The 21,906-nt window shown below is 70.9% G+C and carries 17 protein-coding genes and 3 pseudogenes; 6 read left to right on the forward strand and 14 right to left on the reverse strand.

Annotation, left to right across the window (positions count from 1 at the left end):
- Positions 1-2: 2 nt before the first annotated feature.
- A complete protein-coding gene (locus tag AB0M88_RS00820; protein WP_364093426.1) occupies positions 3-1,388 on the reverse strand; it encodes a polysaccharide biosynthesis tyrosine autokinase in 1,386 nt (461 codons plus the stop codon).
- Positions 1,389-1,532: 144 nt separating this feature from the next.
- Between AB0M88_RS00820 and AB0M88_RS00825 the strand changes: the two genes are divergently transcribed.
- A complete protein-coding gene (locus AB0M88_RS00825; RefSeq protein WP_364093429.1) occupies positions 1,533-3,269 on the forward strand; it encodes a nucleoside-diphosphate sugar epimerase/dehydratase in 1,737 nt (578 codons plus the stop codon).
- Positions 3,270-3,280: 11 nt separating this feature from the next.
- Here the strand turns inward: AB0M88_RS00825 and AB0M88_RS00830 are convergent, their stop codons facing one another.
- The 5 genes from AB0M88_RS00830 to AB0M88_RS00850 are packed head-to-tail and all read right to left on the reverse strand — an operon-like array spanning position 3,281 to position 11,511.
- The gene (locus AB0M88_RS00830) at positions 3,281-3,661 is read right to left on the reverse strand and encodes a VOC family protein (protein WP_364093432.1); all 381 of its coding nucleotides are present in this window, start codon (positions 3,659-3,661) and stop codon (positions 3,281-3,283) included.
- A 23-nt stretch (positions 3,662-3,684) separates the two neighbouring features.
- Complete coding sequence (locus AB0M88_RS00835) at positions 3,685-5,040, reverse strand: aldehyde dehydrogenase family protein (RefSeq protein ID WP_364093435.1); 1,356 nt, start codon at positions 5,038-5,040, stop codon at positions 3,685-3,687.
- Positions 5,041-5,100: 60 nt separating this feature from the next.
- Positions 5,101-5,889: a helix-turn-helix transcriptional regulator gene (locus AB0M88_RS00840; protein WP_364093438.1), complete on the reverse strand. Its 789-nt coding sequence runs from the start codon at positions 5,887-5,889 to the stop codon at positions 5,101-5,103.
- Between the two features lie 10 nt (positions 5,890-5,899).
- Positions 5,900-10,291 (reverse strand): AAA domain-containing protein, encoded by a 4,392-nt coding sequence (locus AB0M88_RS00845; RefSeq protein ID WP_364093441.1) that lies wholly within the window; start codon positions 10,289-10,291, stop codon positions 5,900-5,902.
- Between the two features lie 38 nt (positions 10,292-10,329).
- Positions 10,330-11,511 carry an MFS transporter gene (locus tag AB0M88_RS00850; protein WP_364093444.1) on the reverse strand — a complete coding sequence of 394 codons (1,182 nt, stop codon included), beginning with the start codon at positions 11,509-11,511 and terminating at the stop codon, positions 10,330-10,332.
- A 67-nt stretch (positions 11,512-11,578) separates the two neighbouring features.
- Here AB0M88_RS00850 and AB0M88_RS00855 point away from each other — a divergent pair, with 67 nt between their 5' ends.
- Positions 11,579-12,553 (forward strand): DUF5937 family protein, encoded by a 975-nt coding sequence (locus tag AB0M88_RS00855; protein WP_364093447.1) that lies wholly within the window; start codon positions 11,579-11,581, stop codon positions 12,551-12,553.
- On the opposite strand, the gene AB0M88_RS00860 is transcribed toward AB0M88_RS00855, so the two are convergent.
- From AB0M88_RS00860 to AB0M88_RS00890, 7 genes and pseudogenes are all read right to left on the reverse strand, one after another.
- The gene (locus AB0M88_RS00860) at positions 12,534-13,736 is read right to left on the reverse strand and encodes an MFS transporter (RefSeq protein ID WP_364093449.1); all 1,203 of its coding nucleotides are present in this window, start codon (positions 13,734-13,736) and stop codon (positions 12,534-12,536) included. The genes AB0M88_RS00855 and AB0M88_RS00860 overlap by 20 nt on opposite strands.
- 86 nt (positions 13,737-13,822) lie before the next feature.
- Positions 13,823-14,152: a nucleoside triphosphate pyrophosphohydrolase family protein gene (locus AB0M88_RS00865; RefSeq protein ID WP_364093452.1), complete on the reverse strand. Its 330-nt coding sequence runs from the start codon at positions 14,150-14,152 to the stop codon at positions 13,823-13,825.
- A 559-nt stretch (positions 14,153-14,711) separates the two neighbouring features.
- On the reverse strand, positions 14,712-15,053 hold the full coding sequence (locus AB0M88_RS00870) for a hypothetical protein (protein ID WP_364093519.1): 342 nt from the start codon (positions 15,051-15,053) through the stop codon (positions 14,712-14,714).
- 221 nt (positions 15,054-15,274) lie between these two features.
- Positions 15,275-16,009, reverse strand: a pseudogene (locus AB0M88_RS00875) (IS4 family transposase); the annotation flags it as partial.
- A 243-nt stretch (positions 16,010-16,252) separates the two neighbouring features.
- A pseudogene (locus AB0M88_RS00880) lies at positions 16,253-16,825 on the reverse strand (transposase family protein); the annotation flags it as partial.
- Between the two features lie 262 nt (positions 16,826-17,087).
- Positions 17,088-17,660: an HD domain-containing protein gene (locus AB0M88_RS00885; RefSeq protein WP_364093454.1), complete on the reverse strand. Its 573-nt coding sequence runs from the start codon at positions 17,658-17,660 to the stop codon at positions 17,088-17,090.
- Entirely contained in the window at positions 17,657-18,259 is a 603-nt protein-coding gene (locus AB0M88_RS00890) for a hypothetical protein (RefSeq protein ID WP_364093457.1), read from the reverse strand. The genes AB0M88_RS00885 and AB0M88_RS00890 overlap by 4 nt, the downstream gene beginning before the upstream one ends.
- Positions 18,260-18,298: 39 nt before the next feature.
- Here AB0M88_RS00890 and AB0M88_RS00895 point away from each other — a divergent pair, with 39 nt between their 5' ends.
- Positions 18,299-19,078: a methyltransferase domain-containing protein gene (locus tag AB0M88_RS00895; RefSeq protein ID WP_364093459.1), complete on the forward strand. Its 780-nt coding sequence runs from the start codon at positions 18,299-18,301 to the stop codon at positions 19,076-19,078.
- A 182-nt stretch (positions 19,079-19,260) separates the two neighbouring features.
- Here the strand turns inward: AB0M88_RS00895 and AB0M88_RS00900 are convergent.
- Positions 19,261-19,473 (reverse strand): annotated as a pseudogene (locus tag AB0M88_RS00900) (hypothetical protein); the annotation flags it as partial.
- Between the two features lie 154 nt (positions 19,474-19,627).
- Here AB0M88_RS00900 and AB0M88_RS00905 point away from each other — a divergent pair.
- The 3 genes from AB0M88_RS00905 to AB0M88_RS00915 all read left to right on the forward strand — a co-directional run bounded on the left by AB0M88_RS00905 (position 19,628) and on the right by AB0M88_RS00915 (position 21,889).
- Positions 19,628-20,011: a VOC family protein gene (locus tag AB0M88_RS00905; protein ID WP_364093461.1), complete on the forward strand. Its 384-nt coding sequence runs from the start codon at positions 19,628-19,630 to the stop codon at positions 20,009-20,011.
- The gene (locus AB0M88_RS00910; protein ID WP_364093463.1) at positions 20,012-21,031 is read left to right on the forward strand and encodes an inositol-3-phosphate synthase; all 1,020 of its coding nucleotides are present in this window, start codon (positions 20,012-20,014) and stop codon (positions 21,029-21,031) included.
- A 129-nt stretch (positions 21,032-21,160) separates the two neighbouring features.
- Positions 21,161-21,889: a DUF429 domain-containing protein gene (locus AB0M88_RS00915; protein WP_364093465.1), complete on the forward strand. Its 729-nt coding sequence runs from the start codon at positions 21,161-21,163 to the stop codon at positions 21,887-21,889.
- The last annotated feature ends 17 nt before the right edge of the window (positions 21,890-21,906 follow it).

The raw sequence follows: 21,906 nt of genomic DNA on the forward strand, positions 1-21,906 counted from the left end.
CTTCAGCGTTCGGTGGATCGGGCGCTCGGAATCTTCGGGGCTTCCTCGGGTGCCGGCGCCTGGAATCTCGGGAACGCCTCGTCACCCTTGGCCGGCACCATGTTGAGGACGCCGCCGAGGATCCGGGCGTTGACCGCGTGCAGCGCCCGCACCGCTCCGGTCACCTGGGCGCTCTTGGTGCGCCGGGCGCGGGCCACGAACAGCGCGCCGTCCGAGCGGGCGGCGATCACCGCGGCGTCGGTCACCGGCAGCAGCGGCGGGCAGTCGAAGATCACGATGTCGAACCGGCCGCGCAACTCCTCGACCAGGTCGGTCATCCGGCTCGAGCTGAGCAGCTCGCTCGGGTTGGGCGGGGTCTGCCCACTCGACAGCAGCCACAGGCCGGCACCCCACGGCTGGAGCACCTCGTCGAGCGCGACCGCCCCGGTGAGTACGGTGCTCAGGCCGGCCGTGTTCTCCCGCCCGAGGAACGTGGCGAGCCGGGGGTGCCGCAGTTCGGCGTCGACGATCAGCACCCGGCCGCCCGACTCGGCGAACAGCAGGGCCAGGCTGCACGCCGTCGCCGAGCGGCCCTCGGCCGGAACCGCACTGGTCACGGCCACGACCTGGACCGGGCGGTCGGCGTCGGCGTACTGGAGGTTGGTGCGCAGTCTTCGCAGCGCCTCGGCCCGGACCGACTGGGCGTCGGAGACGAACGGGCCCGAGCGGCTGGGAGCGCTGGTGTCGATCGGCACCCGGGCCAGCACGGGCGCGCCGATCAGGGTCTGGAGCGCCTCGGCGGTGCGCAGGCTCGAATCGGAGACCTCGCGGGCTACGGCCAGGCCGGCCCCGACCATCAGGCCGGCCAGGCCGGCCAGCGAGAGATTGTTCATGATCTTCGGGGACACCGGGTCGGGCACCAGCTCCGGTCCGGCGACGACCTCGACCCGTACGGTCGGCTTCGTCGCGTCGCCGGTGTTCTCGAGCGTGCCCACGACCTTCTCGAACAGCGGGGTCAGCGCCGTGACCGCGTGCAGGGCCCGGGCGCGCGACTGGTCCTGCACGCTGACCACGAGCATGACCGTGTCGGCCACCGTCTCCGAGGTGATCTGCTGGACCAGGTCGTCGCGGGGGATGCCGAGCCCCGGCGTGGCGGCCAGCGGCACGATGATCCGGTCGCTGGTGAGCAGCGCCGCATACGATTTCAGCCGGGCCTGCGAGAACATCGAGGCCGGATAAAGATCGGCCGCCTGCGCATTCGGCGTGGTGAAGAAAAAGGTGACGTCGGCAGCGTAGATCTTGGGCATCCGGAAAGTCACCACCAATGCAACGGCCAGCGCGAGGACAATGGAGGCCGCCACTATCCACCAGTGCCTCCTGGCGACACGGATGTAATCGCGTAGGCCCACGCCAGACCTCCCGGTGCCGTGGCTACGGTCAACATAAGCCCAGGTCGAACCGGCGATACCGGAATCAGGAAATTCGGTTCGCTATCGGCCCGACTGATAAAATCCACCTGCCACAATTAGTGCCTCTTGGGTCGGGAGTTGCTGATGTTTCTCACCGTCCTTCCCTTTTTCGCCGACGCCGTGGCGTGGATCGCCGGATTACTCGCGGCCCGCCATTTTTCTTTCGTCACGGCCGCCTTCGCGATCGTTCTGCACGCCGGGGTCGGACACGCGCACCACCTCTACCGCGGCCGGCATCCGGTCGGCAGCTTCGAGGAGGTCCGGGCGGTCACCAGCACCGTCGTCACCACCGGGGCGCTGCTGATCGTGCTCGACGCGCTGCCGGCCCACCGGCCCGTGCCCCTGGACGAGCCGGTGCTCGGGGCCGCGGTCGCGCTGGTGCTGATGCTCGGGGTGCGCTACGTGTGGCGGCTGCGGGTGGCGAACCGTCAGCGGCCGGACGAACGGAGCGCCGCGCCGGTGCTGCTCTTCGGGGCCGGGCGGGCGGCGACCGTGCTGGTCCGGTCGATGCTGCACGACCCGGCCGGGCACTACCTGCCGGTCGCGCTGCTCGACGACGACCCGGCCAAACGCAACCTGCACGTGCACGGCGTGCCGGTGCTCGGGCGGCGCGACGACCTGGCATCGGTGCTGTCCCGCACCGGCGCCGGCACAGTGATCCTCGCGGTGGCGAACGCCGAGGCCGACCTCGTCCGCGACATCCGGGACCTCGCGGTGGCGGCGGGCGCCGAGTTCAAGGTCGTCCCGTCCGTACCGGAGCTGATGGACCACCCGGTCGGCGTGCGCGACATCCGCGACGTGCAGATCACCGACCTGCTCGGCCGGCACCAGATCGACACCGACCTCGGCGCCATCGCCGGCTACCTCACCGGCAAGCGGGTGCTGGTCACCGGGGCCGGCGGCTCGATCGGCTCCGAGCTGTGCCGGCAGATCCACCGGTTCGCCCCGGCCGAACTGATGATGCTCGACCGCGACGAGTCGTCGCTGCTCGCGGTGCAGCTCTCGATCGACCCGGCGGCCCGCCTCGACGACCCGGCGGTGATCCTGGCCGACCTGCGCGACGCCGCCCGGATCAAGGCGATCTTCGACGAGCGGCGGCCCGAGGTGGTCTTCCACGCCGCCGCGCTCAAGCACCTGGCCCTGCTGCAGCGCTTCCCGGGCGAGGCGGTGCTGACCAACATCCGGGGCACGCTCAACGTCCTCGACGCGGCGGCCTCGGTTGAACGCTTCGTCAACATCTCCACCGATAAAGCGGCCAATCCGGTCAGCGTGCTCGGCGCGTCAAAACGGATCACCGAGCGGCTGACGGCCGACGCGGCCCGCCGCCGGGCGGGCACGTTTCTGAGCGTACGGTTCGGGAACGTCCTCGGAAGCCGCGGCTCCGTGTTCACGACGTTCAGCGCCCAGATCGCCGCCGGCGGGCCGATCACCGTGACCGACCCCGAGGTGACCCGCTACTTCATGACCATCCAGGAGGCCGTGCACCTGGTCATCCAGGCGGCGGCCATCGGGCAGGGCGGCGAGGCGCTGGTGCTCGAGATGGGCAAGCCCGTACGCATCGCCGAGGTCGCCGCCCAGATGGCCGCTCTGGCGCCGTCGCCGGTGGAGATCCGGTACATCGGGCTGCGGCCGGGCGAGAAACTGGCCGAGGAACTGTTCGGCGCGGGCGAGGTGGACCGGCGCCCGATCCACCCCCTGATCTCCCACGTCTCGGTGCCGCCGCTGCCGGCCACCAGCCTCAGCACCCTCGACCCGTCCGCCCCCGACCTGGCGGCCCGCCTCGACGCCCTCTGCCACGACGTCCCGGCCCTGGCCGCATAGGGCCGGCTGTTCTACAGTGGGTCGAGGCGGCGCTTGAGCAGGCAGAACTCGTTGCCCTCGGGGTCGGACAGGACGTGCCAGGGCTCGTCGCCGGACTGCCCGATGTCGGGCCGGCCCGCCCCGAGCCCCAGGAGGCGTTCGAGCTCGGCGCCCTGATCGCGGTCGGTCGGGTTGACGTCGATGTGCAGGCGCGGCTTCCCCGGCTCCGGCTTGTCCCGGCGGCTGAGGATGATCGTCGGCTGCGCACCGCCGAACCCCGCGCGCGGGCCGATCTCGAGGCTGCCGTCCTCTTCGCGATCGAGCACCACGAAGTCGAGGACCTCGCACCAGAAGCGGGCCAGCACCTCCGGGTCGCGGCACCCGAGCACGAGTTCACTGATCCGAGAAGCCATTGACGAAACCTACCCGACCGGTCCTAAGCCACGTAGCGGGTCTGGAAAGCGCTGTAGCCGTCGAGGCCGGTGGCGCCGCCCTCGCTGCCGAGACCGCTCCACTTCATGCCGCCGATCGGGAACGTCGGTGACAGCGCGGTGTGCGTGTTGATCCAGCTCACCCCGGCGTCGAGGCGGTCGGCGACCGCGACCGCGCGCTTCTCGTCCGCGCCCCAGACCGAACTGCCGAGACCCCGCATGCCCGCGTTGGCCCACGTCACGGCGTCGTCGACCGAGCGGTAGCCGACCACCGGCAGGACCGGCCCGAACTGCTCCTCGACGACCAGCCGCTCGCCCGGGTCGACGTCGGTGACGATCGTCGGCGGGTAGAAGTAGCCGTCGTTGCCCGGCCGGGTGCCTCCGGTGACCACCGTGGCGCCGTGGGCGCGGGCCTCGTCGACCAGCTCGGCGACCCGGTCGCGCTGGGCGGCGTTGTTCAACGGGCCGAGCTGAACGTCCGGAGAGTCTCCCCGACCGACCCGGGCCGCGGTGGCGAGTTCGGCGAAGGCGGCGACGAACGCCGGCCGCCGCTCCTCCGGCACGAAGATCCGTTTCGGGGCGACGCAGGCCTGCCCGTTGTTGTTGAACGCCCGCCAGAAGATCTCCTCGGCCACGTCGGCCGGGTCGACGTCGTCGAGCACGACCAGCGGGTCGTTGCCGCCCAGCTCGAGGGTCAGCCGCTTGAGGTCGCCGGCCACCGCCCGGGCGATCGCCCGCCCGACCTCGGTCGACCCGGTGAAGCTGATGCCCCGCACCAGCTCGTGCCCGGTCAGCCGGCGTCCGACCTGGTCGCCGCCGGTCACCACGGTCAGGACGCCGGGCGGCAGCACCCCGGCCAGCAGCTCGCCGACCCGCGCGGTGGCCAGGGGCGTGTACGGCGACGGCTTGAGCACCACCGTGTTACCGACCCGCAGCGCCGACGCGACCTTGGCCATCGCGATCAGGACCGGGAAGTTGTTGGGGGCGATCGCCGCGATCACGCCGAGCGGCCGGCGCTCCAGCGTGGCCCGGCCGGGCAGGTGGCTCGGCAGCTCCTGAGCCGGAAGTTCCAGGTCGGCGTAGTAGCGCAGCCATCCGGCCGTGCCGGCCAGCTCGCGGTGCGATTCGGCGAGCGGCTTGCCCTGCTCGGAGGTGAGCAGCGGCGCCAGCTCGCCGGCCGCCGCCTCGATGACGCCGGCGGCCCGCCGCAGGGCCTCGCGGCGGCGGGCCTCGTCGAGGCGCCATTCGCCGAACGCCCGCCGCGCCGCGGTGACGGCCTGATCGACCTGCTCGACGGACAGGTCGGGCACTTCGGCGAAGGCGGTGCCGGTAGCGGGATTGATCACCGGAAGATGGGACATGCGCCGACGCTAGGCCCGCCGGCCGCGGTTATCGTCGCCCAGCCAGGTCCAGGACCGGCGTCACATGCGCCGCCCGGCTGATTCGAGGAGGGGCATCGGGCCGCCGGCCGGGGTCATCACGACCAGGCGCTGGCCCGGGGCGCTCGCGATCTCGAGGGTCTCCACCGCCATGTCGAGCGCGCCCGCGACCGGGTGCCGGAACCGCTTGACCGGGCGGCTCCCGGCCACCACGGACCGGTCGGCCCAGGCCGAACGGAAGAAGTCGCTCGTCGCACACAGTTCGGCCACCAGGCGGGCCGACGCCGGGTCGCGGGGCTGGTCGCCCTCGCGCCGCCGGAAGATGCCGATGTGCTCGGACACGAGCAGGGCCCACTCGTCGCCGAACAGCGCCTTGGCCCGGTCGGTGAGCATCCAGCGGAGCGCGTTGGGCGGGTCCTCGGGCATCCCGTAGAGCAGGCGGCCGGCGCGGTTGAGGGCGAGGATGTCGAAGGCCGGCCCGAGCAGGAAGGCCGGCGTCGCGCCGAGCGCCGCCATCACCCGCCGCGTCTCCGCCCGGACGGTGCGGCCCGGCGTCGGTGGCGGGGCCGAACCGGCGAGTCCGCGCAGATAGACGCGTTCGGCCTCGTCGAGGCGCAGCACCCGGGCCAGCGAGTCGATCACGCCGGGGGAGGGTTCGGTATGCCGGCCCTGCTCGATCCGCGCGTAGTAGTCGGTGCTCAGCCCGGCCAGGCCCGCGACCTCTTCCCGGCGCAGCCCGGGAACGCGGCGCCGGCGCCCGGCGTGAAGCCCGGCCTCGACCGGCGACATCCGCTCGCGCCGCGACCGCAGAAAGTCGCCGAGGGCAGTCATGTCCCGAAACCTATCTCGCGGCGACCGCCGGGAGCGGGTCGCGGGCCGGGACCGGCAGGGCGACCGCCTGCTCGACGGCTCTGCGGAGCCGCTCCTGCTCGGCCGCCCGCTCGGTGTGCCAGGCGGTCGACCAGACCCGGTGCAGGTGCCAGCCGAGGCCGCGCAGCACCTGGTCGCGGAGGCGGTCGCGGTCGCGGGCGGCCGGGTAGGCCCGGTAGCCGGCCCCGTCGCACTGGATGCCGATCGCGTAGCCGCCGCCCGGGTGCGGCACCGCCAGGTCGACCCCGGTGCCGAGCCGCACCGGGAAACCCCACGACTCCAGGGCCTCGCGTACCGACTCCTCGAACGGCCGCTCGGCGGCCGGCCGCACCGGGTGGGTCACCGGGGCGCCCCGCTCGGCGTAGTCCAGGTAGCCGGCCAGCATGCGGACGCCCTCGTTGTCGCTGTCCGGGATGTCGCGGGCCCGGATCGAGGTGACGATCTCGATCCGGGAGCGGGCCCGGGTGATCGCCACGTTCAGGCGGCGCCAGCCGTTCGGCCGGTTGAGCGGCCCGAAGTTGGCGCTGATCTTTCCGGCGTCGTCGAAGCCGTAGCCGATCGAGAAGATCATGACGTCACGCTCGTCGCCCTGCACCGACTCCAGGCTCTTGACGAAGAACCCGCGGAGCCGGTCGTCGCCGTGCAGGTCGCCGAGGCCCGCGAGGTCGACCGCCCGCTCGATCGCCTCGGCCTGGGCGATCGAGAACGTCACCACGCCCAGCGACTGGTCGGGCCGGGTCGCGAAGTGGTGGGCGACCCGCTCGGCGACCCGTTGCGCCTCGACCGGGTTGTCGCGGCCGTTGCTGCGCCGGTAGACGCCCTTGACCGCGAAGACCTCGATGCCCTCGGTGCCGGTCGCGCTCGGGAACGTGGTCAGGCGGCCGTGGTAGAACTCGCGGTTCGAGTAGCCGATCAGCGACTCGTGCCGGCTGCGGTAGTGCCAGGTCAGCGGCAGCCCCCGGAACGACCCGCACGCCTTGGCCAGCTGGAGGATGGACGGGAAGTCGGTCACGTCGGTCTCGGCCGGCTCGTCCTCGACGGCCAGGGCGTGGTCGAAGAACGAGGTCGGCGGCAGCTGCCGGTCGTCGCCGGCCACGATCAGCGCGCCGGACCGGTAGATCGCGGCGATCGCGTCGGCCGGGGTCACCTGCGAGGCCTCGTCGATGATGGCGACGTCGAAGCGGAGATCGGACGGCAGGTACTGGCTGACCGAGAGCGGCGAGACCAGGAAGCACGGTTTGAGGGCGAGGACCGTGGCCCGGGTTCGCGCGATCAGTTCGCGTACGCCCAGGTGGCCGGCCGTCTTCATGGCCTCGCGCCGGAGCAGCGAGGTCTCGCCCGGATCGGCCGTGAGGCCGGCGTCGAGCCGTTGAATGATCTCGGCCGGAGCCGTCGCCACCCGGCGGCTGTCGAGGCGGCGGAACTCGGCCACCAACTGGTCGCGGTCGGCCGCGTGCAGCGGGCGCAGGCGGGCATCGGAGCGGATCACCGCGTCGGCCCAGGCCTTCCGCAGCGCTCCCGGGATGGCGGCCGGATCGAGGTCCGGCTCCACCTCCAGGCCCAGTTCCTCGAGTTCGGCGCGGGCCGCGAGGTGGGCGAACCAGTCCTCCGGGCCGGTCGGATCGGCTCGCAGGTCGCGCAGCGCCCGGCCCGCCCGGTCGTAGTCGTCCCAGTCCGCGTTCCGCTCCGGGCCGAACGCCTCCCGCAGCCGCTCCCGGGCCTGCGCCCACGCCGTGGCGGCCCGGGGCAGCGCCTCGTCGGGCCGCGCGGCGGCGAGGGCGGCCGCCTGCTCGGCGGTCAGCGGCCCGCCGTTGAGTGTGCGCGCCGCGTCCGCCCAGGCCAGGGCGTCGTCGAGCGACTCGGCCTTCCCGACTAGAGGGGTCAGCCGGGCGATGTCGTCGGCCAGCGTGTCGCGGGCCTCGGCCACCCGCCGCCGCAGATGGGCCAGTCGGTCCACCTCGGCCAGGTCCAGATCGCGGTCGACGGCGGCGCCGAAGGCCCGGATGACCCGGGCGGCCTCGCGGAGCGGCTCGACCTGGGCCCGGAGGCGCGAGATCGACTCCTCGATGCCGTCGGCCGGTGGTCTCGTGGCTTGGAGCTCCTCGCGCGCCTTGGCGGCCAGTCGCTGCAGCTCGGGGTCGGGGTCGGCGGCGCAGACGTACCGGGCGACCGCGGCACGGATCGAGGGCGGCGAGAGGCGCAGGGCCTCGGCGGCGGTCCGGGCGGCCTCGTCGAGGGCGCGGAAGTCGGTCGCCACGCCGTGCCAGAAGTGGCCCAGCACCATGGCGTAGGCCTGTTCGGCGGCGGCCAGGTCGCGGCGGGCCCGTTGCCAGGCCACCGCGACGCCCAGGCGGGCAACGGCCTCCTTGGGGTCGGCGGCCGGGAGGACGAAGGCGGTGACGGCCTTCCGGTCGCGGCGGTAGGCGCTACTCCATTTGCTCAGGCCTTTGTGGTGCTGGGCGAAACGGGCCGCGAGTTGCTCCAGCGGCTGGTTCAGGATGGCTTCGGCGAAGTAGGGACGGGCCCGCATCTCGACCGCTACCAAGGCTTCGAGGCAGCGTCTGAGGGCGACGGTTCCGCTCTGGACGCCGGCGAGCACGCCGTCGGCGAACCAGAAATGTTCCGGGCGGTTCTTCGTTCCGCCGAGCGCGGCCAGCCGGGCGATGCGGTCGAGGTCGGCGAAGGTTTCCACCGGCGGGATGCCGATGGCCGCGGTGATGCGGTCGAAGTCGGCCTTGTGGCGCTCCCAGCGGTCGGCGTCCTCGGCGCAGCGGCGGGCCAGATTGTCGGCGGCGTCGGCGGTGAGAGTCTCGTCGACGGCCGGCAGGTCACCGGTTTCCGGCAGGTCGGTCCAGGCGACTCCCGTCCGGGTGCGGACGGAGTCGCGGGCTCTCTCGAAGGCGGCTCGGGCGCGGGTCAGCTCCTGGGCCGCTTCCTGGGCCGGTTGCAGGCTCGGGGCGGTGAGCCAGTCGTCGCGGACGCCGGGCGGGCGGCGGGCGGCGTGCGCGGTCAACGCGGCCAGGGTGGTGGCTTTATCCGTCCCGTCTGCCCCGAAGGCGGTGGCCAGGGCGGCGTTCCGGCGGATCGCGACGGACAGGAGACTCAGGGCGTGTTGAGCGCCGGCCAGCGATTCGTGGATCTTCCCGCTCTTCACTCCGCGCCACGCGAAGTCGGGTTTCGTCACCCGCCAGGTCTCTTTCAGGCGCTCGGCGGCGCCGGCCGCTCTCTCCAACTGGGCGGCGGTCAGGCGGCCCGGATCGGCGACCGGAATCGGGATATCCGTGGTTTGGCCGAGCACGTCGTGCAGCCGTTCACCCAGGGGCTGGCGGATTTCGTTGACTGCCGCGGCGTACGCGGAAAGCTGTTGGCGCCGCTGGCGCAGGCGATCGTCGGATTTCCCGATTTCCGGCGGGCTCGCAATGCGGTCGCAGGCGGCCGCGAGGGCCGTCGCGACCTCCTTGCGGCCGGCCTGATGGCTGTGGAGTTCGAGCAGGTAGGGGTCGAGGCCGGCGTCGGCCAGCCGGTTGCGGACGACGTCGAGGGCGGCCGCCTTCTCCGAGACGAAGAGGACCTTCTTCCCGGCGTGCAGCAGGCAGGCGATCATGTTGGCGATGGTCTGCGATTTGCCGGTGCCGGGCGGGCCGTCCATCACGAAACTGTGGCCGTTCGTCGCGGCCGCGATACAGGCGCGCTGGGTGGCGTCGGCGTCCAATACCAATGGTGTGGTCTCGGGGGGCGCCAGGTCGTCGATGTCGGCCGGGGCGATCGGCGTGAAATCGAATGTCCGGTCCGGCCCGGTTCGGGCGAGGGCTCTGATAACCGGGTGCCGGAGGATTTCGTGCTCGTGGTCGAGGAGGTCGCGATAGGCCGCCTCCTTATGGAAGGTGAAGCACGACAGCACGGACACCGGTTCGACCCGGTCTCTGGTTGACAAATCGGGCACAGGCTCATGGAGTTCCCGCAGCCGCAGCGCGAGCGCCGGATTGACCACCGCCTCGTCGATCGGCGTGACCAGCCCGTTTTCCACCGCCACCGGAATCAGCACCAGCGGGCTGACGTGCTCCGCTTTCTCCTCGTCGTGCCAATGCAGCAATCCCGCCGCGAGATGCAGAATCCGCACGCCCCGATCGAGATATTCCTGCCTCGCCTTCTTGACCAGTTGCCGCAACGCCGGGCTGTCCTCGACCGGCCAGCTCTCGCCGTTTTTGAGCCGCTCGACCAGCTCGGCGGCCGGCGGGTCGGCGATTTCCACCGCACTCGCCCGCGCCGGCTGCAAATGCAGGAGACGGCTGGTGCAGGTGAGGTCGACGAGGCAATCCCGCCAGGCCTGCAACGCCGCTCGCACCTGCGCGTCGTCGCCCATAACCCCGATTGCAGCACGCCGGCTGCCATATTGGCCGGTTAATCCCGTACGGCGTTCGCCGCCGGCGCCCGCACCCGGTTCTGCGCCGCCGCCGGAATCATCAGCAGCACCGCCAGCCCGGAGACCGCGATGCCGAGCCCGGGCGAAGTCACCTCGGCCAGCGCGCCGAGCGCCGCCGGGGCCAGCCCCTGGGCCGTCATCAGCCCGGCCGACAGCAACGCGAACGCCTGCCCGGCCCGCCCCTCCGGCACCGCATCCAGGAACGGCCGCTGCAGCCCGACCGAATAGGCCGTCCCCACGCCCGCCACGACCAGCAACGCCACGGCGACCGCGAGCGGCAGGCGCAGCTGCAGGGCGATCAGCGGCAATCCCAGCACCACCAGCAACCACGGCACCCAGCGCAGCCGCCGGCCCGGCGCTCTCCGCCCCAGCGCGTAGTTGCCGGCGACCATCCCGACCGGCACCGCGGCCATCAGCGCACTGACCGTTCCGGTCGCGTACCCCCGGCTCCCCGCATAGGCCACGAGCAGCGACTCCGCCCCGGCGCACATGGCCGGCGGCAGCCATTGCAGCAGGAACAGCCGCCGGACCGTCCGGTCGCCGAACAACTCGATGCTGCCCGTCAGCCCCGATCCGCGGCCTCGCCCGGCCGGCAGCCGTGGCACCTTGAAGACGGTCACCAGCACGGCCGCGAAGCTGCATCCGGCCGCGGCCAGGAGACTTCTTTGTGCTCCCAGCAGACCGAGCAGGACGCCGCCGGCGGCCAACCCGGCCAGCTGGGCGGCCGAGGCGGCGATCGTGAACAGCGAACGCCCGAGCACGTACGCATCCCCGTCGAGCAGCGAAGCGAGCGCCTTGCCGCCGGCCCCGTAGGCGACCGGCAGGAAACACGCGACCAGCCCGACCAGCAGGAGCGCCGGCAGCACCGGGATCCGCGCCGCCCCGAGCAGCACAGACAGGGCTGTCTCGAGCAGATAGCCGGCCACGATCAGCTCGCGTGGTCCCCTCCGGTCGGCGAGGGATCCCAGCAGAACCCCGCCGAACACCTGCGGCAGGAACCCGGCCCCGAACGCCAGCGCGCTCAGCAGCGGCGAGCCCGTACTCGAGTAGACCAGTACGGACAGCGCGAAAATCTGCAGCGAATTGGCCACGATCGCCGCCGTCCGGGCGACGAACAGCCCGGCGAAAGCGGGCGTCGCGAGCACCTGGCGGTAGGTCATGCGCCAGACCGTGCCCGAGCCGCCGGGAGGAGAGCCAGAGTTTCGGTTCAGGCCGTAACCTCGAACCATGTTGCGCCTGGACGCCGGGGCCGAGGACCTGCTGCACAGCCGGTTCGCGCTGTCCCCGGCCTTCGAGCTCACCTCCCTGCTCCGCCGCCTGTCGAGCGGTGTCCCGACCGGTTGGTCGTCCGCCCTCACCGACCGGCTCCGGCCCCGCTTCGAGCGGCTGCGCCGGGAAACCGCCCTCGACGCGATCCTGGCCCTCAAGCTGCCCGGGTCGGGCGCGACCTTCATCGCCCCGCCGCCCGACCACGCCGGCCAGACCTTCGCCGACGACCTGGCCCGGATCCGCGCCACCCCGCCCGCCGAGGCCCGCCAGGAGATCGACTACTACCTCCAGCGGCGCCGGGACGACCCGGCCAGAAAGGTCCTCACCGACCCGCACGCCCTGACCCACCTGGCCGACGCCATGGAAGCCGCCTGGACCGAACTGCTCGCCGACGACTGGCCCCGGGTCCGCACCGTCTGCGAACGCGACGTCGTCCACCGCACCACCCAACTCAGCCGGGCCGGCTGGTCGGCCGCCCTGGCCGGCCTGGCCCCCGTGGTCCGCTGGCGCGACGGGGGCATCGAACTTCCCTCCGTCTCGACCCGCCGGATCAGCCTCGACGGCGCGGGCGTCCTCTTCATCCCGTCGGTGTTCATCTGGCCCGACGCGGCCGCTCACCTGGACCCCGGCCGCCCCAAGACCGTCATCTACCCGGCCCGCGGCGCTGCCACCTGCTACGAGCCCGCCGAGTCGCCGGTGCCCGATGCGCTGGCCGCCCTGCTCGGCCGCTCCCGGGCCCGGCTGCTGCTGGCCCTGGCCGACCCCGCCACCACCACCCAACTCGGCTACGGCCTCGACCTCCCGCTCGGCACCGTCGGCGACCACCTCACCGTTCTCCGCCGTGCCGGCCTGGTCCGCCGGGGCCGGGTGGGCCGCTCCGTCCGCTACGAACGCACCGCCCTGGGCGACCGCCTCACCGCCCCGGCCGACTGATCTCGATTCGCCGGAGCGCCGGCACCAGAATCGGCACGAGCATCGCGACCGCGGCCACCCCGCCGCCGGTGACCGCGATCGCGGCGGTCCCGAACGCCGCGGCCAGAAACGGGGTCGCCAGCTGCCCGAGCGGGATCGGCGCGGTCGACCAGAACTCGTCGTGGGCACCGACCCGCGACAGCAGCCGCTCCGGGATGTGTGTGCTGTTCACCGTCATCCACACGACGGTGAACAGTTCGGTCGCCGCCCCGGCCACGAAGGCCGTCGCGGCCAGCCAGAAGGTGTTCGCCCCGGCGCCGAGCAGCACCAGCGGAACGGCGGCCAGCGACATCGCGGCCAGCGCCACCACCATCGGCCGCCGCAGCGTCAACCTCACCATCACCACGCTCGCCAGCAGCCCGCCGACCCCGCGGACGCTGAGCACCAGCGCCCAGCTCTCGACGCCGATCGTGGCCTTCGCGATGACCGGGCCCAGAATCTGCCAGACCCCCCGGTTGACCGTGTTGAAAACGGCGAACGCCAGCGTCACCACCCAGATCCACGGATGGGAGCTGAAATAGCTCCACCCCTGGCGCAGCTCACTGAATTTCGACGAGCCGCCGACCACCCGCGGGGGCAGCGACATTCGCGCGAAGAACGCCGCCGCCACCAGAAACGAAACGGCGTCGACGGCGATCGCCCAGCCGCCCCCGACCGACGCGGTCAGCAACCCGGCCACCAGCGGGCCGACAATCCGGGTGAGGTTGCCGGCCGACACCAGCAGCGAACTCGCCCGCTGCAACCCGGGCCCGGCCGCCACATTGGGGACGATGCCGCGCAGCACCGGAATCGTGAGCCCCTGAAAACGCCGTTGAACACCGAGAGCGGCACCAGAAGCACCGGATTCCCCCGGGTCAGCAGGAGAAAAGCGACCCCGGACTGCGTGACCCCGGCCCCCAGACTGGCCAGGCACAGCACCAGGTCGCGCCGGTAACGGTCGGCGACGCCCCCGCCGAGCAGCAGCGTCGCGACCATCGGCACCAGCGCCGACGTGGTGACCACGGCCAGCCAGCGGCCGCTGTCGGTCAACTGGAGAACCCCGAAAGCCAGCGCGACCGGCGCCATCGCACTGCCGGTCAGCGAAATCGTCTGCCCACCGAGAAACCACCGGAAGGCGGGGGAGCTGCCCGGCACAAGGGGCCACCCTGCCAGCCCGTCAGGCCACGTTCAACCGATTTCGGCCGGCGACCACCTCACCGAATTCGAACCCCAGCCCCGCGTGCGCTCGGCTCACCGATTGTCGCCGCTTCCGCCGAGCACGCCCCGGCCCTGGCGGCTGGCCAACTTGGCCAGGTTGGTCGTGGCGATATCGTCCAGCGACAGGTCAAGATAATCGGCGAGCACCGCCGCATACCAGAGCACATCACCGAGCTCCTTGGCGATATCGGCCCGGTCGATCCGTGACTCGTCGCTGTCGGCGTCCCGCACCCACTTCTTGAACTTCTCGGCAACCTCTCCCGATTCGCCGACCAGCCCGAGCACCAGATGCAGCAGCTCGTTCTTCTTGTCCCGCGGGGCGGCCGTGCGCAGGGCGCCCCGCTGATAAGCGTCCAGTTCCACGGCTGACCAGTATGGCCGAGACCCGCTCACCGGCTGCGCGACGGGGCCCAGCGGCAGCGCTGCCAGGGCGCCGCTCGGGCGCCTTGATACGCCTTGTCATCGAACGTCATCACGGTCGCGCTGCTCAGCGCGCCGATGATGCCGTGGGTGGGGGCCGGCCCGGCGGGGTCTGCGATGACCCGCACGTCACGCCGTGATGGCGATGTTTGCCCGGGTGATGGGACTTCTGATCGGCGATTCGGTCGGGGCGAGTTGCCGCCCCGGATCGTGTGTGCGGTCAGCGGATCCTGGTCATCGCGCGGTAGCGGCCAGCAGGGCCTTGGCCTCGCGGACGCATCGCCAGGAGGTCGTGATACCGATGGCGAATCGAGGTCTCGTAACTCGATGCGAACGTCGCTCAGCGGCGGTCTTTGGGGCGTCAGCCGGCCAGGTCGATGTTGTGGAGGGCGGCGATTCCGGCGGCGGTAACGGCGAGGGTTCGGCCGCAGGATTTTGTAGGTCGTCGAGCGGGCCAGGGCGTGTTCGACGCGGGCGCGGGTTTTTTGCGGTGCCCGCTGTTCTAGTCCCAACGCCGTTCAGTTAGGGCGTTGGTGGGGATGTCAAGGGTCTGGGTTGATGATGTCGATGCTGGTGGTGGCTTTGTAGCTGCGTCGGTCGATGTTGGGCCGCGAGCTTGGTATTTGCTGTTGGATCGTTTGATCATGCGGGTTTTCACCCGGGTCCGGCGGTCGGGTAGCAGGTCGGCGAGGACGTTGGCACCGATGGCGCCGACGAGGTCGATGACGGTGCCGGTGATGACACCGGCGGCGTGCACGAGTTGGTCGCGGGCGGTGTTGAGGGCGGTGGTGAAGCTGGCCCGGTCGGGATCGAGGCCGGGTCGGCTGTCGGCGGCGTCGACCATGGCGATGCGCAGGAGCTGGTAGGTGACCAGGAGCGCGTGGATCTCTTGGTCGATGCCGTCGGGGGTGCGGGAACGGAGTACGCGGCCGCCGAGGATGCTGGATTTTGAGTTCGAGGTAGGCGGTCTCGATCTCCCAGCGTTCGTGGTAGAGCCGGACCAGTTCGGCGGCGGGATAGCGTCCGGGGTCGAGCAGCGTGGTGAGTAGCCGGTAGTCGCCGGTGCGGGTGCCGGCGGTGGTGGTGATCGCGATCCGGGCTTCGACGACTCGGATGTTCAGATCGCCGATATGAGACAGCCAGGACCCCGTCGTTCAGGCGGCGGGTGATCGCCAGTTTGCGGTTGGCCTTGGCACGGATCAGCAGGTGCGCGCCCGTCTCGGCGATCGTGGTGAGCGGGTCGGCGGCGGCGTAGTTGCGGTCGCCCAGCAGCAGCATTCCGGGTTGCAGATTCCTGACCAGGGCGCGGGCCTGGTCGATTTCGCCGACGCTGACCGGGTCGAACACGGCGTCGACCAGTGATCGGGTGCCGCACGTCAGCAAAGCACTCAGCCGTAGCTGGGGATAACCGGAACTGCCGTTGGTGCAGCGATGCTTGGTGAATCGGCGGGTGTTCGCGGGTGAGTCCGCCACGACCAGCATGGTCCCGTCGACAACGGTCAGCAGCAGGCCTCTCCAACGCACCTGCGCGGCGGAGGTGACAGCGGGTCCACGCAGCAGATCGAACAACGCCCGCATCGGGGCCGGGCCGAGCCGTTGCCGGGCCTGACGCAGCGCGGAACCGGTGGGTGAGGTGATCGGCAGCTCGTGCAGGGCCGCCGTCAGCCGCGACCACACCTGCCGGTAGCCGAGATCGCCGAACAGGCATGCCGCCAGGAGCAGATACATCACGACCCGAGCCGGCAGCAGCCGAACCCGTGACTGCAGACGGCCGGTCGCGGCCAGGACATCATCGACCATCTCGAACGGCACCAGACGCGTCAGCTCACCGAGATGTCCGGGTGCGAACACCCCCGCGGCTACCGTCACCGTCCGAGTTATGGCAATCTGATCGGCCAGCGGAGCTCCCGGTTCAAAGGGCGTCTTAGAGTGACCACCCTCTATACCGGAGCTCCGCTGCTTCGTCTCCGCGACACGCTTGACACCCCGTCACACCGCCTAACTGAACGGCGTTGGTTCTAGTCCTGTTTCCAGGCCGGGAGTTTCGCCGCCGTCGCGGGGCTTGCGGTACGGGATGATCACTTCGGGGTTGCCGTCGGCCATCACCTCGCGCCCGGCCAGTTTTCGATCGATACCGCTGGTGCGGTAGATGATCGTGTCGTTGCGGTTGCCGGGCAGCGGGTCGCCGAGGGCGGGTGTTGGCGTCGATGGTGACTTGCGGGTTGGCCGAGTAGCGGTAGTTCTCGCCCCGCGGGGCGAGCCGGTGGTCGCGGGTGGAGACCGAGGCGCCGTCGACGATCGCGACCTGGCCTTTCGGCCGGCGCCGTGCCGGGCCAGCGCGAGCAGCAGGGCCAAGGTGTCGATCACGCGGTGAGCCGCGGAGTGCGATACGCCCGAACCGGGGCCGATCTGGCGCATGGTCAGGTTCGTGCCGGTACACGGCCACCGGTAACAGCCGATCGGGCAGGGTGAGCGCGCAGGGGCGTCCTGGCCGTTCATCGGCGATCGTGTCACCGCCGCGGCGTGCGACCAGCCGTACGAGGCGGCGGAACCGGCTCGGGCGTAGCCCGGTGAACGGGTGATCAACTCCGTACGAGAGGCCGGGAACACCTGCACCGGGGACTTGATCAACCACTGTCCGAATCAGACGATCATCGGGTTGCGAGATATCCTTCAGGCGGCTCGGGCCGAGGCGCCGCCATCGGGATCGGTGCTGGTCATGGTGGGTGTTTCGGGCTGTGGGCCAGCGACGGAGCGGCCGGGCGACGCTCGGGCCGAATTCCCTCCTCCGACGCCGGGATCCGCGACGTTGTCGCTCGACGAATCGAGCATCGGGGTGTTTCGGGTGCTGAGTGCCGTTGCGGTCGGGGGTGGAGCGCTATGTCACCGGGTGGCCGTAGCGGCGGGACAGCGGCGTGAGGTCCGGCTCGCCGTATTCGGTTACCAGGGCCGAAAACCGGGCGGTGTGGGCGGCGCCGAAGCGGCGCAGGCTTTTTGCGTACGTCGGGGCGGTCACGAAGACGGGCGGAGTGCTTTTGGTGTGGAACTTGTCGGCGTACATCAGTAAGCGCTCCTCGCCGGAATCGGCGAGATAGTCGGTGGCCGGGAGTGGCAGTTTTTGGGCGAGCACGTCGTCGCGGGTGATGCCGACGCCCGTGTGGTGGGCGCAGAAGCGGGCCAGCACCGGCGAAAAGCCGCGCGCCAGCAACAGTTTTTCGCCGAGGATGCCGTGGCGGATGTATTCGGAGCCGGCGAGCAGGTGGACGCCGATGTCGTGCAGGAGGCAGCCGGCGCGCACGAGTTCGGCGTCGACGTTCAGATTGTTCGCCTCGATCAGTTGCGCGGCGAGCGTCCACACGATCTCGCAATGCGTATAGACGAGATCGAATGCCTCCGCGCTCGGCGCGAGTTCCTTGTGCAGCGCCCGGATCTCGTCGGGAGTGGGTGTCACCGGGGCGCCCCGTCCCACCTCCAGTCTTCCCGCGGGACCGGGCCGCGGCCGGTGACATCGAGCAGCGTTTCCCACGGGTCGCCTCCGGCCGGCGCGTCCGGGAAGAGTCGTCGCAGGGCGCTCGCGCACAAATCGGCCGGCGGAGTCCAGGAAAAGCCGAGGCCGCCCGCGACGTCATGCATGTGCGTCAATACCTCGACCACGCTCATCGCCGCGAATCCGCTCGGGTCGGACGGCCCGTAATTGTGGAACGAGATGCGGTCGGCCGGGGTGGTCGCGACCATGGACGCCAACAACGCCCCGCACGCCTCGAAAACGGAGATCAGCCCGGACGGCCCCTCGGCCTTGTCGCCGTAGATGGCCAGCGGCGGCCCGCCCTCGCGGTGATATTTCCAGCCGAACGGCAGATAGGTGGTCCGGGCCGACGGCGCGGCGCTCAGCTGAGCGGCGTACGAGAAAAGGTCGTCACACATGTGCTCGACTGTCTCCCAGCACGTCCACTCCAGCGTGCCGGCCGGCACCTGCCAGTCGAGGCCGGCCGCACCGGTCAGCACGTCCCGGGCCAGCGTCACGGTCCTCGTCACGTCGTCGGCGTTCACCGGGCGACCATATCCGCTCCGCTGTCCTACCGTGGGGGCATGACGGCGGACCTGTTCGACGCGACGGCCATGTACGAAGAGGACTACCTGCACTTCTTCGCCTCGCTGCAGGGCGGGCCGCCGACGCACGGGCCGGTCGTCGGCACGGCCTACCCGGGCGCGTCCGCCGCTGCCGACCTGGTCTGGCGGCTGCTCGATCTGCGGCCGGGCGCGGAGGTTCTCGACCTGTGCTGCGGTCACGGCGCGCTGGCGAACGAGCTGGCCGCCCGCGGCTGCCGGGTCACCGGCCTCGACTCGTCCGAGGTCTTCCTGGCTCGCGCCCGCGCCGACGCCGGCACCGAGGTCGAGTACGTCCCGGGTGACATGCGCCGGCTCCCCTCGGACTGGACCGGCCGCTTCGACCGGATCGTCAACTGGACCACGGCGTTCGGCTACTTCGACGACGACGTCAACCGGGGCGTCCTGGCCGAGATCGCACGGGTTCTCCGCCCCGGCGGCCGGGTCGCCATCGACCTCGACAATCTCCCGAAGTTCCTGGCGTCGTATACCCCGTCCCGCATCACCGCGGCGCTGCCCAACGGCGACATGCTCGTCGACCGCAACCATTTCGACCCGCTGACCGCCCGCTTCGAGGTCGAACGCACCGTCCTGCGCGACGGCCGGGCCCGGAAGCTGACGTTCGTGAAGCGGCTGTTCGGCTTTCCCGAACTCCGCGACTGGCTGACCGCGGCCGGCTTCACCGACGTCTCGGCGCACGGCGAGGACGGCGAACCGCTGACGATCGCGCACAACCGCATGGTCGTCACGGCTTCGCGATAGATAGGGACACGCCGTGATTCGATAACGGGGCGCCCTGAGAGGCGCCTTATGACGGTTTGGGCGTCTCGCCAGGTTGGGTGGTTTCGTCGGTGGCTCGGCGGGTCAGGTTGTCGATCATTGCGATGCGGATCATGGTGGCGGAGGTTTCCGGAGGGTTTCGTAGTCGCGGGCCAGTCGGCGATGTTGTCGCTGACACTGGCGGCGGTGACGATGACGGCGAGCAGTGGGCCGAGGGTGTCGGTGATGATGCCGCGTTTGCGGCCGACGATTCTCTTGCCGGCACGGCCACCGACGTCGGCCTCGGTACGGGCTCGGCGCCAGGCGGTCAGGCGGCTCTCGATCAGGGCCCAGCGGGCGTCGGACAGGTCGCTGGGATAGGCGGCGCGAGGGGTCATGTAGTGCAGGTAGCGTCGCTCATAGGAGACACCTCATACGTGAAGTGCGTCGAATCCCTCACGAACCTGAATCAGGCACTGTCGAGGGACTAAATCCGGTCGTAGTGGCACGGTCGAATGGCTACGGCCTGACGGAGAAGGACGGGGTGGGTCTTTGACCAGCCGCATCGGCGACATGATTGTCGACTGCCGTGATCCGGAAACAATGGCCGCGTTCTGGTGCGGGGTGCTCGGCTATCGGACTTTCGCGCGCGACGGGACCGGGGTGGCGATCCGCGGGGCGACGGTCAGTCCGGACATTCTGTTCATTCGGGTGCCCGAGTCGAAGGCCGGTAAGAACCGGCTGCATTTCGACGTCTGCCCGACGGACCAGAGCCAGGACGAGGAGCTGAAACGGCTGCTCGACCTGGGTGCCACGAGGTCGAGCATCGTCGGCAGCGGTTCCTGGGTGGTGCTGGAAGATCCGGAGGGCAACGAGTTCTGCCTGATGGCGAAGCGGATCCCGGCCGAACCGGCTCCATTTCATGACGCCTGGTGAGTGACCATAACCGCGGAAACCGCGTCCGCTGTCGCGCCGGCCGGCCGCCGGGCCCGGTGCGTGCCCTCGGTTTGTACCGTCGCGGGGGTGATCAAGGTTGCGGTGGTTGGGGTCGGGAACAACACGTCGGCGCTGGTGCAGGGGATTGCGTTCTATCGGGAGAGTGGCAGCCTCGTCGGCATCCGGCGGCCCGAGGTGGGCGGGATCGGCGTCGGTGATGTCGAGGTGGTGGCGGCGTTCGGGATTTCCCGCGACAAGGTGGGCCGGGATCTGCACGAGGCGATTTTCGTGCCGCCCAACAACTTTCCGCGGATCGGGACCTCGTTGCCCGTTTCGGAGGTGACCGTCGAGCGCGGCCTGGTCGACGCGGCCGACGTCGAGCGGGTGGTGGCGGCGTTGAACGGGGCCGAGGTCCTGCTCTATTCGGCTCCGAGCGGGCGGCCCGCTACCGCCTGCGCCTATGCCGAGGTCGCGTTGCGTGCGGGGGCGGCCTTCGTGAACACCACCTCGGATCCGGTGGCGCGGGACGCGGCGTTGCGGGCACGGTTTGAGGAGGCGGGGCTGCCGCTGATCGGGGACGACCTGGCCAGTCAGTTCGGCAGTTCGGTGGTTCACCGGGCGCTGCTGCGGCTGGTCGAGGAGCGCGGGCTCACGCTGGTCAGTTCCTATCAGGTGAATCTGGGCGGGACCGAGGACTTCCGCAATCTGGTCGAGAACCCGAACACCAAACAGCAGTCCAAGCTGAACGCCGTCGGCTCCGACAAGGTGCACATGGCGCCGCTCGGGTTCATGCCGCAATTGAAGTCGGAGAAGGTCGCCCATCTCAACATCGAGGCGCAGGGCTGGGGCGGGACCGAGGTCAGCCTCGACGTGCACCTCAAGGTGCACGACCCGAGCGGGGCCGCCGGCGTCAACATCGACCTGGTCCGGTTCGCCGCCGACGCGCTGCGGAACGGTCGCGGCGGTTATCTCGAGGAGGCGGCCGCGCTGTTGAAGTCGCCGCCGGGAACGCTGACCTGAGCTCATGAGCCGGCGGGCCGGCTGCGGCCCGGTGTTGCGGCCAGCGGCCGGACCGTCGAGTCTGCACGGCGGCGAATGCTTTGGGGGACGGCGGTCGGCGTACGCAAAAAGAGGGAGAGAAAATGGGCGATGTTGACCCTCGGGGTTGATTTGGCGGCGGCCGACGAGCGGACGGCGCTGGCGGTCGTCGAGTGGCGTGCCGGTGCGGCGGAGGTGCGGCGGCTTCAGCTCGGGGTGAGCGATGACGAAATCGTCGCGGCGGTGGCGGAGGCCGACCACGCCGGAATTGACGCGCCGTTCGGGTGGCCGGTGTCATTTACGTCGCTGGTCGGTGATCACGCGCGGGGGACAATCGCATTGCCGGACGCGGGCGAGTCCACGGCACAATGGCGTCGGCGAATGGTTTATCGCACCACCGATGAGGTTGTGCGGGCCGAGACCGGGCTGATTCCGCTCAGCGTTTCGGCCGATCGCATCGCGCATGCCGCATTCCGGGCCGCACTTTTACTGACCCGGCTCGCCGACGCGGGGATAAAGGTCGACCGAACCGGAGAAGGCCGCGTGGCCGAAATATATCCGGCCGCTTGTCTGCGCCGGTGGCGATTGACACATCGGGGCTACAAAAGGGGCGAAGGCCACGGTTTTCTGGTCGACGATCTGCTGGCCGCGGCGCCGTGGCTCCGAACCGGCGCGCTGATCCGGGAAAGCCACGACGCCTTCGACGCGGTGATCGCGGCGCTCGGGGCCCGGGCCGTCGCACTCGGGCATTTCCGGCGTCCCACCCCCGGCGAGCGGCCGGTCGCCGCGGTCGAGGGCTGGATCGCGCTGCCGACATGCGACCTCGGCGATCTGCCTTGACAGCGTTGTCAGACCGC

The sequence above is a fragment of the Actinoplanes sp. NPDC051411 genome, assembly GCF_040682075.1.
Classification (GTDB): Bacteria; Actinomycetota; Actinomycetes; order Mycobacteriales; family Micromonosporaceae; genus Actinoplanes.

Excerpts from the sequence above, each read along its gene's own strand:
- AB0M88_RS00825 (WP_364093429.1), top strand. The coding sequence starts at position 1,533 with ATGTTTCTCACCGTCCTTCCCTTTTTCGCCGACGCCGTGGCGTGGATC.
- AB0M88_RS00830 (WP_364093432.1), bottom strand. The coding sequence starts at position 3,661 with ATGGCTTCTCGGATCAGTGAACTCGTGCTCGGGTGCCGCGACCCGGAG.
- AB0M88_RS00835 (WP_364093435.1), bottom strand. The coding sequence starts at position 5,040 with ATGTCCCATCTTCCGGTGATCAATCCCGCTACCGGCACCGCCTTCGCC.
- AB0M88_RS00840 (WP_364093438.1), bottom strand. The coding sequence starts at position 5,889 with ATGACTGCCCTCGGCGACTTTCTGCGGTCGCGGCGCGAGCGGATGTCG.
- AB0M88_RS00845 (WP_364093441.1), bottom strand. The coding sequence starts at position 10,291 with ATGGGCGACGACGCGCAGGTGCGAGCGGCGTTGCAGGCCTGGCGGGAT.
- AB0M88_RS00850 (WP_364093444.1), bottom strand. The coding sequence starts at position 11,511 with ATGACCTACCGCCAGGTGCTCGCGACGCCCGCTTTCGCCGGGCTGTTC.
- AB0M88_RS00855 (WP_364093447.1), top strand. The coding sequence starts at position 11,579 with ATGTTGCGCCTGGACGCCGGGGCCGAGGACCTGCTGCACAGCCGGTTC.
- AB0M88_RS00870 (WP_364093519.1), bottom strand. The coding sequence starts at position 15,053 with ATGGTCGACGCCGCCGACAGCCGACCCGGCCTCGATCCCGACCGGGCC.
- AB0M88_RS00895 (WP_364093459.1), top strand. The coding sequence starts at position 18,299 with ATGACGGCGGACCTGTTCGACGCGACGGCCATGTACGAAGAGGACTAC.
- AB0M88_RS00915 (WP_364093465.1), top strand. The coding sequence starts at position 21,161 with ATGTTGACCCTCGGGGTTGATTTGGCGGCGGCCGACGAGCGGACGGCG.